Below are 13967 nucleotides of genomic sequence, written 5' to 3'. Positions count from 1 at the left end.
CCGTCTAAGTTCGTCAAATCCAAACTCGGCAAGCGAAGTCCGATCCAAGGTAGCACCCGCTTGCGATCGGCTCATCATGTGTCGGTCGAGATGTCATCCCATTCCTGCCCCATATACCCAATCAGCCAATTGAGCGCGTAATGACGTTCGACAACCACGTCTCGTTCCAATCCTGCCGGCGCGGCTTTCCCATTCACCCGCGCATCCATCACAGCCCAATTGTACCGATAGATCAGATCGGCAGCATCGAGAAGCTCGCTTTGCGGGCGCAAATTGGCCCGCTTGAGCAGCCCTTCCGTGTCGAGGTCACGCAACACCGAAACCATACGCGACACATCGCAAGGCTTGTCTGGACGCCCAAGGTTTTTGAAGACTTGCAACGCCCACAACATTACGAAAGCCCCTTCATAGCGCCAGCTAAAATTTGCGCGATCTTGCTCGGTTGCAACGGGGTTACCGACAAACGCTTGCTCTTTGGGCGTAAAAAACCCTTCGGCTCCAAACTGGCTGATCAAGTTGCCTAAAAGATTTCGATCATTGGTCTCCGCTGTGACGGCCACGATCACCAGTGCGATGGCGCGTTTAACCACCTCGTCCTTCGTTCGTCGCCGACTTTCGGCTTCGGTTTCGATCGTCGGCAAATGGTCGATGAACGGCACGCCCTCCTTCTTCAACTGTGCCTGTTGAGGCCGCCTTGCGAGCCTCAGCCTCGCCTTCAGCGTTGGCGGAACCGATGAAAGCCAAGGAAGTCAGAAAACCAAGAAAGCTGCGACGCATCATATTCATTTCCAAATGGCTGCTAAAGTGGCTAACGCGCACACGCCGACTGCGGCATGGCCTCCAACCGGTAAACCTTGTCGTCCGACTTCGTCTTGCCATCCGCCGTCTTCGAGCACAAATCGACGATCGCCAGGCTGCTGTTGGGATTGGCGAGCATCATGGTGCCGTTGGCGCCGCGCTTGAGGAAGATTTCCTTTTGCGCGATATCGCAGGAAAAGTTGCTCATCTTCGAACTGGCCGCGCAGCGCCATTGATCCGCTTCACCCTGGCAGGAATAGGTCTGCGTGACCTTCGTCCCGTTCTTCCTGGTGGTCACCGAAACGGCGACATCGGAGCCGTCGGGCCAGTTGGCGACATCGCCTGAGGCGAAGGAGGCGAGTTCGACCGGCCCGCGGAACACGCGAATCGACTGCGTCACCTGGTCGGGATGCGAGGAGAGATGCGCGGCATCGTAGTCTCGCCCGAAGCAGAAGGGTTGGTCCGGTTTCAGTCGCTCGCGCAAGGGAGCCCCAAGCGCCGGATCGATCGGGTCGATCTTGGCGAATTCAGCCTGGCAGGTTGCAGCCGGCATCGGGTCGAGACGGAAATTATCGTCCTCCGAGCCCAGCGCCTGCCGGTCATATTCGGCTTCGCCCAGTTCGTCCTCCGATCCGGCGTCGAGATAGAGATCGGACGAGACGTCGGTGAGGATCAGGCGGCCTTTGTCATCGAGCTTCAGCGACGCCATGGTGCGGTCGCAGTCCATGCCGCAGCGGATCGGACCTGACTTGCCGTCCTCGGACTGGTGATTGCACCAGCCGCCGGCCCATTGCGGCGCCTTGTCGCCGCGCACCGTGGTGGTGAGAAAACCGTTGTAGGAGGTGTCGGCGTTTGCCATCGGCTCTTCGTTCGGATGGCTCACCGGATCATGGCCATAGAGGAAGAAGATCCGCGCCACCTTCTGCTTTGGATGCGCCTTGAGGTGCGCCGCATCATAGACGCGGCCGAAACAGGCATCGGCGCCATTCGGGCTGAGTTCGGGTAATTTAAGCGCATCGTCGGCAAAGGCGGAACCCGCAAGCGCGCCGAGCAGCACGGCGCCAAATCCAGCGCTGGCAACAACCTTCCACTTCCTGAACGCCATGTGACCCCCTCCTCGCATCGACAGGACGTAACGTGAATTTATGCTAGTATCATGGCCGCAGCCACGCAATCTGCGGGGAGCGCCAAGCCGAGAGGATGCCATGCGTCGACGCGACATGTTCCGGGCCAGCCTTGCCGGTGCCGCCGGCCTGTTCGGGCTGAGCCGGGCCGCCGCCGCCGAAGACAGACCGAAGGTCGCCTATCACCTCAGCGACCTCGATAAGGTCAACTTCGTGCTCGGCAACATCAAGAACCACTATGAAGGCACCGGCGGCAATGTCGACATCGTGTTGGTCGTGCATGGTCCGGCCCTCGCCGGCTTCAAGTCGAAAGGCATATCGGCGGCGATCTCGGGACGCTTTGCCGGCCTTGTCCAGCAGGGCCTTGAGCCGCATGCCTGCGGCAACACCATGCAAGGCATTGAGATCACGCTTGCCGACCTGCTCGAGGGCTTCCACGCCGCCGACAAGGGCGGCGTCGTCAAGCTCGCCGAACTGCAGCGCCAGGGCTACGCCTATCTCCGGCCCTGAGCCGCCACGGGCTTGAACGCGAAGGCCATGAGAGCCTACGAAGGGTGGCAAACAGCCCGAAGGAAAGTGCTCATGACTGCGACCACCCTCGTCATCCCCGATCTTGCCGGCAAGGTGGTGCTGGTCACCGGCGCTTCGACCGGCATCGGTGCCGCCCTTGCACTGGCCTACGCCGCCCAGAAATGCCGGGTCGCCCTGCACTACAATTCGAGCCGGGAGGCCGCAGAAACGCTGGCCAAAAACATCCGCGACAGCGGCGGTGAGGTGTTCCTGACACAGGGCGACTTCTCACAGGCAGCCGATGTCGAGCGGGTAGTCGAGGAGAGCGCCGAAACATTCGGGCGGCTCGACGGGCTGATCAACAATGCCGGCGGCATGCTCGGCCGCGTGCCCTATGCGGAGCAGACCGAGGCGCACTACGACGCGGTGATGGACCTCAACGCCCGCTCGGTGCTGACGGCCTCGCGCAAGGCGATGCCATGGCTGAAGAAGCAGGGCGGCTTCATCGTCAACACCTCGTCGATCGCGGCGCGCAATGGCGCTGGCGGCGGCGCCGGGCTGTACGGTTCGGCCAAGGCCTTTGTCTCCAATGTGACGCGCGGCATGGCCAAGGAACTGATCGGCTTCGGCATCCGCGTCAACGCGGTGGCGCCGGGCACCATCGCGACACCCTTCCATGAGCGCTATTCCACCGACGAGCAGATGAAGGGCATGGTCGCCACCATTCCTCAAGGGCGTGCCGGCACGGCCGAAGACTGCGTCGGCGCCTATCTGTTCTTGTCCTCCGATCTTTTGAGCGGCTACATCACCGGTCAGGTCATCGAGGTGAACGGTGGCCAGTTGATGCCGTGAGCCGGCAATTGCATACTGCGTCTCGCAACCATGCATGTCGTGCGCACGTTTGCTGAGGTTGGAAGAAAGGGGAGAGGCAATGTACGGATTGATCGGAAAGATGCGGGCGGCGCGCGGCCAGCGCGACGCGATCATGGATGTGCTGCTCGCCTCGACCGGCGCCATGCCGGGTTGCCTGAGTTATGTCATCGCCCGCGACCCGGCCGATGCCGACGCGATCTGGGTGACCGAAGTGTGGACCGACGCCGCAAGCCACAAGGCTTCGCTGCAGCTGCCGGAAGTCCAGGCAGCGATCGCCAAGGCCCGGCCGATCATCGCCGGCTTCGAATTCCAGGTCGAGACCCATCCGGCCGGCGGTTTCGGCCTGCCCGCCATCAAAAACGAGTGACATCCCAACGCGGGGTCGGGGTCGTGAATTTCTTCCGAGACAGCGTTCGCATTTTTCTCTTCCAGGTCTAAGACCCAAACATGGACTCTTCGCCAGACCAACCGGCCGTCGAACGCATGGCGGGCATGCGTCCGGTCCGACAATGGCTGGTGCTGCTGATCGTCTCGCTGCTGTTCGCCGGCGCGCTGGAATACGCCGCACTGCCGGCGGCCCTGCTGATCGGCCCGATGCTGGCGGCGATCCTTGCCGGCACCAATGGCGCCACGGTGCGCGTGCCGCGGCCGCTGTTCGCCGCCGCCCAGGCCTTGGTCGGCTGTCTGGTCGCGGCGTCGATCTCGGTCGACATTTTTTCGGTGTTCTACAAGGAATGGCCGCTGGTCCTTGTCGTGGTGCTGGCGACCCTTGCGGCGTCCAGCCTGCTTGGCTGGTTGATCAGCCGCTGGCGCATCCTGCCCGGCACCACCGCGGTCTGGGGCTCGTCGCCGGGTGCTGCCACTGCCATGGTGCTGATGGCCGGTGCCTTCGGCGCCGATCAGCGCCTCGTCGCCTTCATGCAGTATCTGCGCGTCATCTTCGTCTCGATGACGGCAGCACTCGTCGCCAAGATGTGGGTCGACACTTCGGGCATCGAGGTACCAGCCATCGTCTGGTTCCCGCCGATCGAACCGGCAGCCTTTGCCGCCACGCTCGGCGTGGCGCTGGTCGGCGGCCTGCTCGGCCGGTTGTGCCGGCTGCCGTCACCCTTCTTCCTCGGCACCTTCATCATCGGCACCATCGTCCATCTCGGCTTCGGCGTGGCGATGCAATTGCCGCCATGGCTGCTGGCGCTCTCCTATGCGATGGTCGGCTGGTCGATAGGGCTGAATTTTACCCGGGCGATCCTGCGTCATGCGACACGGGCGCTGCCGCAGATCGTCGGCTCTATCGTCGTGCTGATCGCCTTTTGCGGCGGGCTAGCCTGGCTGATCAGCCACGTCCTTGGTATCGATCCGCTGACCGCCTATCTCGCGACCAGCCCCGGCGGCATGGACAGCGTCGCCATCATTGCCGCCGCCGCCCAGAACGTCGACATATCCTTCGTCATGGCCTTGCAGTCGGCCCGCTTCCTGGTCGTGCTCATCGCCGGGCCGAGCATAGCGCGGCTGGTGGCGAGAGCCGTCAGGGACTGAGATTCAAATATGCAGGGAAGAGGAAAAGTGCACATGAACCGTCGTGTGAATGCCGTCGATCTCTCAGGCCGGGTCGCCGTGGTGACCGGCGGCGCGCAAGGCATCGGCCTTGCCGTCGCCCGGCGACTGCTGTCATCGGGTGCCAGCGTCGCCATCTGGGATGTGGACGAGACCGCCATGGCGAAGGCCGTTTCCGAACTCGCCCCGCTCGGCCGGGTCGAGGGTTTGCTGTGCGATCAATCGCTGATCGAGGCCGTCGACAGCGCCGCGACCGAAACCGAGCGCTCGCTTGGTCCGGTCGATCTGCTGGTAAACAATGCCGGCATCGCCGGACCGGCAGCGACGGTGGCGGATTATGATCCTGCCGCCTGGCGCCAGATAATCGACATCGACCTCAACGGCGTCTTCTACTGCTGCAAGCGCCTGGTGCCCGGCATGATCGCGCGCAGCTACGGCCGCATCGTCAACATCGCCTCGGTCGCAGGCAAGGAAGGCAATCCGAATGCCGCCGCCTATTCCGCCGCCAAGGCCGGCGTGCTCGCGCTGACAAAATCGCTCGGCAAGGAGCTGGCCGGCCACGACATCGCCGTCAATGCGCTGACCCCATCGCCCGCCCGCACCCGCATCCTCGAACAGCTCACCGAGGCCCAGGTCGCCTACATGCTGGGCAAGGTGCCGCGCGGCCGCTTTGTCGAAGTCGAAGAGGCTGCCGCGATGATCGCCTTCATGCTGTCGGACGAAAATTCCTTCACCACCGGAGCGACCTTCGACCTGTCCGGCGGCCGCGCCACCTACTGAGAAGCGCCGCTTTTCCTTGCTGTCGCCGTCGCTCTCGGCGCCGCGAAGGACTAGATCATGATGAGATTTCGTTGAAATCTGATCATGATCTAACCCTTTGTTGGAGCATGATCTTTTCCAAAAACCGGTACCCACTTTTTGGGATCATCCTCTAAGAGCCGCTCAGCGTCGCGGCAAGCCGGTCGGGAAGAAAATCGACGAAGGCGCGAACCTTCGGCGACAAATGACGATTGGACGGCCACAGCAACCGGAACTGGCCGCGGCCGTCGACATGGTCGTCCAGCACCGTGCGCAGCAGGCCGTCACGCAGCGCCTCGCGGACCAGGAAATCGGGCATGGAGCTAATCCCGAGCCCGGCCATCGTGGCGCCCTTCAGCGCCTCCGTGTTGTTGCAGGTCAGCATCGAGCGAACCTGCGGCTCGGCGCTGCCGCCGATGAACGGCCAGCCCTGCAGCTTGCCGCTGTTGGGAAAGCGGAAGCGTATGCCGTAATGGTTCACGAGATCGTCCGGCCCGCTCGGGTCGCCGTGCTGCTCGATATAGGAAGGTGCCGCACACAACAGCAGCCGGAAGGGCGCAAGCGGCCGCGCCACCAGGCGCGAATCCGGCAGGTCGCCGCTGCGGATCGCGATGTCGACGCCTTCGTCGATGAGGTCGACGATGCGGTCATTGAAGTCGATGTCGAGTTCGATTTCGGGATAGCGCGCCATGAACTCCGACAGCACCGGAAACAGCAGGTGATAGGTCACGATCGGCGTCGAAACGCGCAGCCGCCCATGCGGTGTTTCGCGGCTCCGCGACAGCATCGCCTCGGCATCGTCGATGTCGTCGAGGATGCGCCGCACCCGCTCGTTGAACAGCTTGCCCTCTTCGGTCAGGCCGATGCGGCGCGTGCTGCGCTGAAGCAACCTTACGCCGAGATCCTGCTCGAGCCTGGCGACGCTCTTGCCGACGGCCGATGCCGAGATGCCGAGCGTGCGGCCCGCAGCGATGAAGCTGCCGAACTCAGCCGTGCGGGCAAAGGCCAGGAGCCCATTGAGGCGTTCCATCGCATCTCTCCATTCGAGCGTTTCAGTCCGGTATATCTGGAGATTTAACACTATTTTTCTCAAAGTGTCGCGAGCCTATCTTCCCGTTACGACCGGCGCAGCAAGCTTGCGGCAGGCCGGCGGATCCTGGTTCAGATAGGAAATCCATGACCTCGAAGACCACAAACGGCGCGGTCGCGCCATGGCTTGTCCTGTTGTCGGAATGCCTTGCCGCCATGGCAATGCCCTTGACCTTCACCGGCCCGGCCGTCGCGCTTTCCCGCATTGCGGCCGACCTCGGCGGCAGCCCGATCGCGCTCAACTGGGTGACCAACGCCTTCATGCTGACCTTCGCCGCCACCTTGATGGCATCAGGCGCGCTGGCCGACAATCATGGCCGCAAGCGGCTCTTCCTTGTTGGCCTCGCCACCTATGTGCTGGCATCGCTGGGATCGATGTTTGCCCCTGATATCGTCTGGTTCGATGTGCTCAGGGCTGCGCAAGGGCTCGGCAGTGCCGCCGCCTTTGCCGGCGGCGCCTCCGCTCTTGCCCAGGAATTCGATGGGCCATTGCGGCTGCGCGCCTTCTCCTTCCTCGGCACCAGTTTCGGCATCGGCCTCGCTTTTGGGCCGATAGCGTCGGGCCTGCTCATAGATGCTTTCGGCTGGCGATCGATCTTCGTCTTGGTGGCAGTGCTCGCGATTGCAGCCGCTTTGCTCGGCCTGCGCACCATCAGGGAATCGCGCGATCCGGATGCGACCGGCCTCGACTGGGCGGGAGCCGGCACCTTTACGATCGCGCTGGCATCGCTGACCTACGGCGTGCTGCAAGCGCCGCAGAGCGGCTGGACCGATCCCCTGGTGATCGCGCTTCTCGTGGCGGCCGCCCTTTGCTTTGCCGCTTTCGTCGTCGTCGAGCGGCGCGTGCGCCGGCCGATGCTCGATCTCTCGCTGTTCCGCTTTCCCCGGTTCGTCGGCGTCCAGTTCCTGGCGGCCGCTCCCGCCTATGGCTTCGTCGTCCTGCTGGTGCTGTTGCCGATCCGCTTCATCGGCATCGAGGGGATGAGCGAGATCAAGGCGGGGCAGTTGATGATCTGCCTGTCGGGACCGCTGTTGATCCTGCCACTGCTCGCCGGCCAGGTAGCGCGCTGGATCGCTCCGGCGACGATCTGCGGTGTCGGCCTGCTTGTGGCCGCCGGCGGCCTTGTCTGGCTGAGCCTGACACCGCCTGTCGTCGCAGCGCTGGTGGCGCCGCTGATCCTCATAGGCCTCGGCATCGCCTTGCCCTGGGGGCTGATGGACGGACTTGCCGTCGGCGTCGTGCCGAAAGAGCGTGCCGGCATGGCGGTCGGCATCTTCAACACCACCCGCGTCGCTTGCGAAGGCGTGGCGCTGGCGATCGTCATGGCAGTCCTGTCGGGTTTCACGGCAGCCCAACTGGCGGCTCAGGGGACGGCATCTTCCCTGGATGCAACCGCCGCCGCGCAGCTGCTGGTGACCGGCAACATCGGCGAAGCGGCAGCCCACTTGCCGGGTGCCGGAGCCACGGTCCTGGTCCAGGCCTATGAGATCGCGTTCGACAGGCTGCTGATCGTGCTGGCGGCAATCACCATCGTCACCGCCCTTGTCGTCTTCCTCGGCTTGCGCCGTGGCTCGGCGGTGGAACACGAGCCCATTGCTCTGCCGGCTTGCCAGGAAGGATAGCTGAGCCGTGTCAGGAGATGGCGAGGCTCGCTATGCGGTGGCCGTCCAGCACGAAGGTCATGTCACCCTCGCCGTTGAAGCCATTGCCTTTCACGGCGATGCGGACGCGATAGCTGCCCTCGACCTCGGCGATGCGGACAATGCGAAGATTGGACTTCACGCCGATATTGTCCGACTGGTTCCAGCGCGCGATCTGCTGGCGGCCTTGGAAGGACCGCCCCCAGTCGGTCAGGGACGCGTCGGCTGTGAACGTGTCGAGAACGGCTTCGCTATCACCCGCATTGGTGGCCTCGATAAAGCGGCGGATAGGTTCGGGTGTGGCCATCAATCGAGCCGGTGCATCAGATCGTCATCCAGCCAGCGGCCGAAGAAATAGACCAGCTGCTTGTGCCACCATGGCCAGTCATGACTGACATCGCCGCCCCAATAGTCGACCCAGGCGGGAATGGATTTGTCGCGCAGGATCTGTTCCAGCCTGCGGGTCTCGACCAGCATCCGCTCTTCCCAGGCGCCCTGCCCGCAGCAGAAGATCATCCTCAGCGACTTCAGCCGGGCAAGCAGTTTTGGGTCTACGATGCCGGGCAGATAGTCGAGCGGCGAATTGTAGAAGATATCCCCTTCCAGCGCCTTGCCGAAGAAGTCGCCCGCCGAATAGACGCCCGACAGCGCGATGACGCCGCTGGCGAGTTCGGGAAAGCGAAAGACGAAGTTCGTGGAATGATAACCGCCCATCGAACAGCCGGTGAACAGCGGCTTTAATTTGCGCCCGCCATTGGCTTGCTCAGCGGTCGCCAGAAACTCCGGCAGCGCCTCCTCGCGCACATATCGGAAATAAGCCTCGTGGCGACCGATACGGTGGGCGGCGCCGGCATGCTTGTTGAAGAACGATTCCGAATCGACGCCGTCGACCGCAAACAGCTGGATGCGGCCGGTGTCGATGAATTCGGCCAGCGCTCCAACCCCTCCGGAATCCTCGAACTGGTAGAACCGCCCCTGCGAGGTCGGGAACACCACCACCGGCCGGCCGGCATGGCCGTAGCGCTTGTATTCCATGTCGCGGCCGAGATTGCCGGAGAAAGCCTTGTGATAAGAGATGTCCATCGCGTCTAAGCCTTTTCCGCGTGGATGTAGGCGACGGCCGCGCGCAGCTCTCTCTCGTCCTTCGAGCGCATCTGGTAGGCGTAATTTCCCATAGCGCGGCTGAAAACCTTTTCTATCGGCTGATGATGGACGATCTTGTCGCGATGCGCGGCTAGCACGTCCTCATGGCTGTGCAAATAGTGGAGGTGCTGCTTGCGGCTGGCATAAGCGGTGAAATACTTGCCCTCATAAGGACCACCGGCGGCATCCTTCACCACCATGTCGGCCCAGGCCGCGTAGACGTCGATGTCGAACGTGTAGTTGATCGCATCGGTCATCCAGGCGCCGGGCGGCCGCATGTTGACCTCAAGCGCGATGACGCGGTCGTCCTTGGTTTCGAACAGCTCGATGTGGAAGAAGCGCTCGCGCACGTCGAACGCTTTGAGGATCTTGCGGCCGGCTTCTTCGATCGCCGGTCGGACCTTGGGAAAGCAGGTGTAGCTCATGTGGCGGTCCTTGTTGACCACTTCCATGATGCTCTGGTCGTAGCGGTGGCTGGCCGCCAGCACCACCTCGCCGTCACGGTTGACCAGCCCATCGAAGGTCACCACCAGCCCCTCGATGAACTGCTCCATGACGAAGGTCACGTCCTCGGGCTTGTCTCTGAAGAACTGGTCAAGTTCCCTGGCGTTGGAAATCTTGAAGGTGTTCGAGGCGCCGGAACCGGAATCGGGCTTCACCACCACGGGATAGCCGACGCGGCGGATGAAGGTCATGGCACCGGCCCGGTCGGAGCATTTGCGCTGGGCGATGGTGTCGACGCCGCTCGTGCGAAAGAATGCACGCATGCGGCTCTTGCGCTTCAAATTCTTCACGAAATCGAGCTTGGTTCCGTAGATGTTGAAGTCGGTGCGGATGTTGGCTTCCAGCTCCAGCCAATGCTCGTTGAGGGACTCGAAGCGCTCGATGCGGCCCCATTTGTGGATGAAATGACCCATCGCCCGGAACACCGGATCGTAGTCCTCCATGTCGGCGATGCGGTAATATTCCGACAGGGCCACCTTCAGCTTGCCGTCCAGCGCCTCATAAGGCGCATCGCCAATGCCCAGCACCGTGGCGCCGGCCTTCTTCAGCCGGTCGCAGAAATCGGCGCCGTTGGCGGGAAAATGCGGCGAGAAGAAAACGAAATTCATGAATGACCCCTCCCGACGGCGAAGCATTGCGACCTCGGCCTCATGCAAGTTTGGCGCATTTGCCACGCATGGGGAAGAGTGCTCGGGAAGGCTGGAAATGGGTAGTGGGTCAGTTTGAAATTCAGTCCGCGTCGAGCAACTGGGCTTCTAGCAACTCGGCTAGATAAGCCTCCATCGGCGCAAGCTCTAGATTCCCGGCTGCCCAAATCCGATCAACCTCGCGAAGAGCCGCGACATATGGACCGCGACTCTCGCGTATCCGCTCCGGCACAATCTTGCGACCGCGAAGTAGGTTCCCGGTGCGGACACAAAGCAGATAGTAGCACACGGCTCGCGCGGTTCTGCCGTTCCCTTCTATGAATGGATGAATCCAGTTCAGGCGCCAAAGCCCATACCCCGCCAGTTGGGCAGGCGTCAGATTGTGCCAGTTCTCATGAATGAAAGAAATGAACCTGTCCATGAGTTCTGGAACGTCGTTGAAGTGAGGAGGAATATGATTCCCGACATAGATTGGTTCCTCGCGAAAGCGGCCTCCAAACTGCGAAATGCCCGCTACAGCCACGTGGTTCAACGCCCATAGCATGTACTTGTCGATGGATTGCGGACCTTGTTGGATGCCAATTTCGATAAAATTGGTCAGCAGATCGTACTGCCGCAAAAGGTTCTTCTCCAAGAGAGCTCGGTAAAGCTCAGGATTTTGATTGTCAGTAACGAGCATGGCAAAAAAGAAGCCCGTCAAAACGGGCTTCTCCTCCTGGAGTGCGTGTTTGGATTAAGCGTGCAGCAACCTTACAGTTTGGGACGCAGTGCGCGCCGATTCTTTTGTGATATTTGAATCTTGAGGCGCATTGCCATAGGCAAAGCTTGCGCGCTGTTCGATAAGTTGTTCATCGGTTACGCCCTCCCGGCGAGCTTCCTCAAGCAACCTGTCAAGTTCAGGTCGCGCCGGCGCGGCGGTCATGAGTGTTTTGCGAGCGGCCATTGTGATTCTCCCAAGCGGTTGGTCCGGCATTTTGGACACAAATAGTTTACGAACGCCAACTCCCAACACCATCGGGCTTCGCGCGTCGTCATTGAGCGATTCAATGATTTGGGCCGGCGCGACCCCGAACGGGTACGTTCGCCTATTGAACACTAACTGCTTCGCAGTGGTTCTGCTAGCCACATATAATGCAGACTCGGCTCTTTTCGAGAGCTACGCACGCTTTTTGTACGGGCCGCGCACGACCGGCTGCTCAGCTTCCTTTGCTTCGATCAGCGCAACGATATCGCCAATCTCCCAAAGCTTGCCCGTCACACCAGCGGCCATCGCCGGGGTAACGCGAAGCGCCTTATGGATGCGCACGAAGTTGTAATACATAAAGTGCAGAGCGACCGCGTTGGCGTGGGCTTCCACCTTCTTTGAGAAGCCGTTGGTCAAGCGAGTGAAGCGGCGCATGTGCATCCGCATGGTTAGGTTCTGGCGCTCGGCAAATGACGTGCTGACATGCTTGACGTCTGGATTGCCTTCGATCCGTTCTTTCCGCGCACCGGTGCATTCGGCAGGGCTGTAGCGGCCCTTGGCGCTGTCAGGTGAAGCGCCATAGAGCTTGATCAGCATGGCGTAGTCGATGTCGCCACCGAATGCGCCTTCAACAGCCTCCAGATAAGCCCTGTGGCCATCGCTGGTAAGCTGGACGCGATTGGCAAGGCGGCGGGACAGATCGTCCATGAAGCTCATTGCGTATTCGCTGTCGCGCCCGCCGACCAGCCACGACATGACAAGCTTGGTGTCGGCATCGATAGCCGTCCAAGTCCATGTGTCGCCAGCCCCTTCCGGGGCGGCCTTGGCCAGCTTGACGTTCTTCTGCTTCGCGTAGGTAAACGACCAGATTTCGTCGACCTGAATGCGCTTGCTGGTCAGGTTGCGAAGGGCTTGGTCCTGATACTCGGCACACACCGCACCCGCATCCGACAGGAGCTTGGCAATCGTGTTTTTGCTCATGCCCATGACGCGCGTGATGGCGCGGATCGATTGGCCCTCGACAAGTAGGTGAAGGATTTTGGAGCGGGTCGCGGTGTCGAGCTTGTTCATGAGCCCACACTACGCTTTCCTACAGGACAGTCAAGCATAAAGGTCAGTTTGCGATTTTGCGCGGGTTGGCCTATAAGACGGAATCAGAGTGCGGGGGCACAGGGGCGAAGCATGGAATACAGGACACCGGGCCAATTGATTGAAGCGCTTTTGAATGAAAGGGGATGGTCGCAACGATCGCTTGCCGTCATTTTGGACAAGGGCGAAACGAGCATCAACAAACTGATTTCCGGTCAAAGCCGGGTCAGCGCGGAAATGGCCCTCGCATTAGAGGAGGTTTTTGGGGTCGAGGCTGAGCGCTTCCTAGAACTTCAGCACCACTACGATCTTGCGAAAGCCAGGATTGAAGCCCGTCCCGATCCAGGTCGAGCAAACCGGGCCAAAATATATGGCGACCTCCCTGTGGCGAAAATGATTGAGCGCGGCTGGATTCAAGCTGAAGGCATCCGCGACACCGAAAATGTTGAGCGAGAGCTACGCCGATTTTTCGGGGTAAACCGCTTGGAGGACGCCGAGATTATGCCGCACGCTGCGCGGAAAACTCAAACCAGCATTGAGGCGACGCCAGCACAAATGGCTTGGCTCTACAGGGTAAAGTCCATTGCCGAGGGAATGCTGGTCGGGTCTTACTCGCCAAAAGCTGTCGAATTCGCCATCGCGAACATAAAGCCTCTTTTGGGCCATCCTGAGCATATGCGGCGCGTTCCGCGCATCCTCGCCGAAGCCGGCATTAGGTTTGTAGTGGTTGAAGGACTGCCCGGTGGCAAAATTGACGGTGTATGTCTTTGGCTCAATGAACGATCTCCGGTTGTCGGAATGACGCTCAGATTTGACCGCATCGACAACTTTATTTTCGTCCTGCGGCATGAGCTAGAGCACGTGAAGAATCGTGACGGCATGAACGGTGGAGCAATGCTGGACGTTGATCTTGGCGGCGATGTCCATGTGGAACTGGAAACAACCGTAGCTCAGCAGGAAGCAATCGCGAATGCGGCTGCCAGCGAGTTCTGCATTCCATCGAAGATGATGGATGCCTACATAAAGCGGAAAGCACCGTATTTTTCTGAGCGTGACCTCATTGGCTTCGCTCGAACAATGAAAGTTCATCCCGGCATTGTCGCTGGACAGCTGCAACGAAGAACGGAACAGTATCATAAATTCCGCCAGCATCTCGTAAGTGTTCGTGAGTACATTATCCCAACAGCCGAAACGGATGGTTGGGGCGATATTCATCCAATCGAACAATAGGAA

Annotated in this window: 16 protein-coding genes; 7 read left to right on the top strand and 9 right to left on the bottom strand. The window is 61.0% G+C overall.

Annotation, left to right across the window (positions count from 1 at the left end; translation table 11 throughout):
- Positions 1-74: 74 nt before the first annotated feature.
- Together NKJ77_RS03875 and NKJ77_RS03870 are read right to left on the bottom strand one after the other, a co-directional pair.
- Positions 75-659: a DUF4272 domain-containing protein gene (locus NKJ77_RS03875; RefSeq protein ID WP_352534301.1), complete on the bottom strand. Its 585-nt coding sequence runs from the start codon at positions 657-659 to the stop codon at positions 75-77.
- Positions 660-808: 149 nt separating this feature from the next.
- The gene (locus NKJ77_RS03870) at positions 809-1903 is read right to left on the bottom strand and encodes a hypothetical protein (RefSeq protein ID WP_352534299.1); all 1095 of its coding nucleotides are present in this window, start codon (positions 1901-1903) and stop codon (positions 809-811) included.
- 100 nt (positions 1904-2003) lie between these two features.
- On the opposite strand from NKJ77_RS03870, the gene NKJ77_RS03865 reads away from it, so the two are divergent.
- The 5 genes from NKJ77_RS03865 (at position 2004) to NKJ77_RS03845 (ending at position 5639) form a co-directional block, all read left to right on the top strand.
- Positions 2004-2432: a DsrE family protein gene (locus NKJ77_RS03865; protein WP_352534297.1), complete on the top strand. Its 429-nt coding sequence runs from the start codon at positions 2004-2006 to the stop codon at positions 2430-2432.
- A gap of 72 nt (positions 2433-2504) precedes the next feature.
- The gene (locus NKJ77_RS03860) at positions 2505-3284 is read left to right on the top strand and encodes an SDR family NAD(P)-dependent oxidoreductase (protein ID WP_023699699.1); all 780 of its coding nucleotides are present in this window, start codon (positions 2505-2507) and stop codon (positions 3282-3284) included.
- 79 nt (positions 3285-3363) lie between these two features.
- Complete coding sequence (locus tag NKJ77_RS03855; protein WP_023691624.1) at positions 3364-3672, top strand: putative quinol monooxygenase; 309 nt, start codon at positions 3364-3366, stop codon at positions 3670-3672.
- Positions 3673-3752: 80 nt separating this feature from the next.
- Positions 3753-4841, top strand: coding sequence for an AbrB family transcriptional regulator (locus NKJ77_RS03850; protein ID WP_352534295.1), 1089 nt, complete (start codon positions 3753-3755; stop codon positions 4839-4841).
- A 45-nt stretch (positions 4842-4886) separates the two neighbouring features.
- Complete coding sequence (locus NKJ77_RS03845) at positions 4887-5639, top strand: SDR family NAD(P)-dependent oxidoreductase (protein ID WP_023733383.1); 753 nt, start codon at positions 4887-4889, stop codon at positions 5637-5639.
- A 151-nt stretch (positions 5640-5790) separates the two neighbouring features.
- On the opposite strand, the gene NKJ77_RS03840 is transcribed toward NKJ77_RS03845, so the two are convergent.
- Positions 5791-6687 (bottom strand): LysR family transcriptional regulator, encoded by an 897-nt coding sequence (locus NKJ77_RS03840; protein WP_352534293.1) that lies wholly within the window; start codon positions 6685-6687, stop codon positions 5791-5793.
- 146 nt (positions 6688-6833) lie between these two features.
- Here NKJ77_RS03840 and NKJ77_RS03835 point away from each other — a divergent pair, with 146 nt between their 5' ends.
- Complete coding sequence (locus NKJ77_RS03835) at positions 6834-8369, top strand: MFS transporter (RefSeq protein WP_352534291.1); 1536 nt, start codon at positions 6834-6836, stop codon at positions 8367-8369.
- Between the two features lie 10 nt (positions 8370-8379).
- Here NKJ77_RS03835 and NKJ77_RS03830 read toward each other — a convergent pair whose 3' ends face one another.
- From NKJ77_RS03830 to NKJ77_RS03805, 6 genes are all read right to left on the bottom strand, one after another.
- Positions 8380-8694: a nuclear transport factor 2 family protein gene (locus NKJ77_RS03830; RefSeq protein WP_031197571.1), complete on the bottom strand. Its 315-nt coding sequence runs from the start codon at positions 8692-8694 to the stop codon at positions 8380-8382.
- Positions 8694-9470, bottom strand: a complete 777-nt coding sequence (locus NKJ77_RS03825) for an esterase family protein (RefSeq protein ID WP_352534289.1) — start codon at positions 9468-9470, stop codon at positions 8694-8696. Before NKJ77_RS03825 ends, NKJ77_RS03830 begins: the two co-directional genes overlap by 1 nt.
- 5 nt (positions 9471-9475) lie before the next feature.
- Positions 9476-10642, bottom strand: a complete 1167-nt coding sequence (locus NKJ77_RS03820; RefSeq protein WP_352534287.1) for an ATP-grasp domain-containing protein — start codon at positions 10640-10642, stop codon at positions 9476-9478.
- Between the two features lie 121 nt (positions 10643-10763).
- On the bottom strand, positions 10764-11381 hold the full coding sequence (locus NKJ77_RS03815; RefSeq protein ID WP_352534285.1) for a Fic family protein: 618 nt from the start codon (positions 11379-11381) through the stop codon (positions 10764-10766).
- A gap of 33 nt (positions 11382-11414) precedes the next feature.
- Positions 11415-11624, bottom strand: a complete 210-nt coding sequence (locus NKJ77_RS03810; RefSeq protein WP_352534283.1) for a hypothetical protein — start codon at positions 11622-11624, stop codon at positions 11415-11417.
- A 213-nt stretch (positions 11625-11837) separates the two neighbouring features.
- The gene (locus NKJ77_RS03805) at positions 11838-12716 is read right to left on the bottom strand and encodes an IS1 family transposase (RefSeq protein ID WP_352534281.1); all 879 of its coding nucleotides are present in this window, start codon (positions 12714-12716) and stop codon (positions 11838-11840) included.
- Positions 12717-12827: 111 nt separating this feature from the next.
- Between NKJ77_RS03805 and NKJ77_RS03800 the strand changes: the two genes are divergently transcribed.
- Positions 12828-13964, top strand: a complete 1137-nt coding sequence (locus tag NKJ77_RS03800; RefSeq protein WP_352534279.1) for a HigA family addiction module antitoxin — start codon at positions 12828-12830, stop codon at positions 13962-13964.
- Positions 13965-13967 lie beyond the last annotated feature (3 nt).

The organism is Mesorhizobium sp. M0052, from assembly GCF_040323255.1.
Taxonomy (GTDB): Bacteria; Pseudomonadota; Alphaproteobacteria; order Rhizobiales; family Rhizobiaceae; genus Mesorhizobium.
Note: the sequence above shows the minus strand (reverse complement) of the source record. Positions and strands in the feature narration are given on the sequence as shown.

Excerpts from the sequence above, each read along its gene's own strand:
- NKJ77_RS03870 (WP_352534299.1), bottom strand. The coding sequence starts at position 1,903 with ATGGCGTTCAGGAAGTGGAAGGTTGTTGCCAGCGCTGGATTTGGCGCC.
- NKJ77_RS03865 (WP_352534297.1), top strand. The coding sequence starts at position 2,004 with ATGCGTCGACGCGACATGTTCCGGGCCAGCCTTGCCGGTGCCGCCGGC.
- NKJ77_RS03860 (WP_023699699.1), top strand. The coding sequence starts at position 2,505 with ATGACTGCGACCACCCTCGTCATCCCCGATCTTGCCGGCAAGGTGGTG.
- NKJ77_RS03855 (WP_023691624.1), top strand. The coding sequence starts at position 3,364 with ATGTACGGATTGATCGGAAAGATGCGGGCGGCGCGCGGCCAGCGCGAC.
- NKJ77_RS03850 (WP_352534295.1), top strand. The coding sequence starts at position 3,753 with ATGGACTCTTCGCCAGACCAACCGGCCGTCGAACGCATGGCGGGCATG.
- NKJ77_RS03840 (WP_352534293.1), bottom strand. The coding sequence starts at position 6,687 with ATGGAACGCCTCAATGGGCTCCTGGCCTTTGCCCGCACGGCTGAGTTC.
- NKJ77_RS03835 (WP_352534291.1), top strand. The coding sequence starts at position 6,834 with ATGACCTCGAAGACCACAAACGGCGCGGTCGCGCCATGGCTTGTCCTG.
- NKJ77_RS03830 (WP_031197571.1), bottom strand. The coding sequence starts at position 8,694 with ATGGCCACACCCGAACCTATCCGCCGCTTTATCGAGGCCACCAATGCG.
- NKJ77_RS03825 (WP_352534289.1), bottom strand. The coding sequence starts at position 9,470 with ATGGACATCTCTTATCACAAGGCTTTCTCCGGCAATCTCGGCCGCGAC.
- NKJ77_RS03820 (WP_352534287.1), bottom strand. The coding sequence starts at position 10,642 with ATGAATTTCGTTTTCTTCTCGCCGCATTTTCCCGCCAACGGCGCCGAT.
- NKJ77_RS03810 (WP_352534283.1), bottom strand. The coding sequence starts at position 11,624 with ATGGCCGCTCGCAAAACACTCATGACCGCCGCGCCGGCGCGACCTGAA.
- NKJ77_RS03805 (WP_352534281.1), bottom strand. The coding sequence starts at position 12,716 with ATGAACAAGCTCGACACCGCGACCCGCTCCAAAATCCTTCACCTACTT.
- NKJ77_RS03800 (WP_352534279.1), top strand. The coding sequence starts at position 12,828 with ATGGAATACAGGACACCGGGCCAATTGATTGAAGCGCTTTTGAATGAA.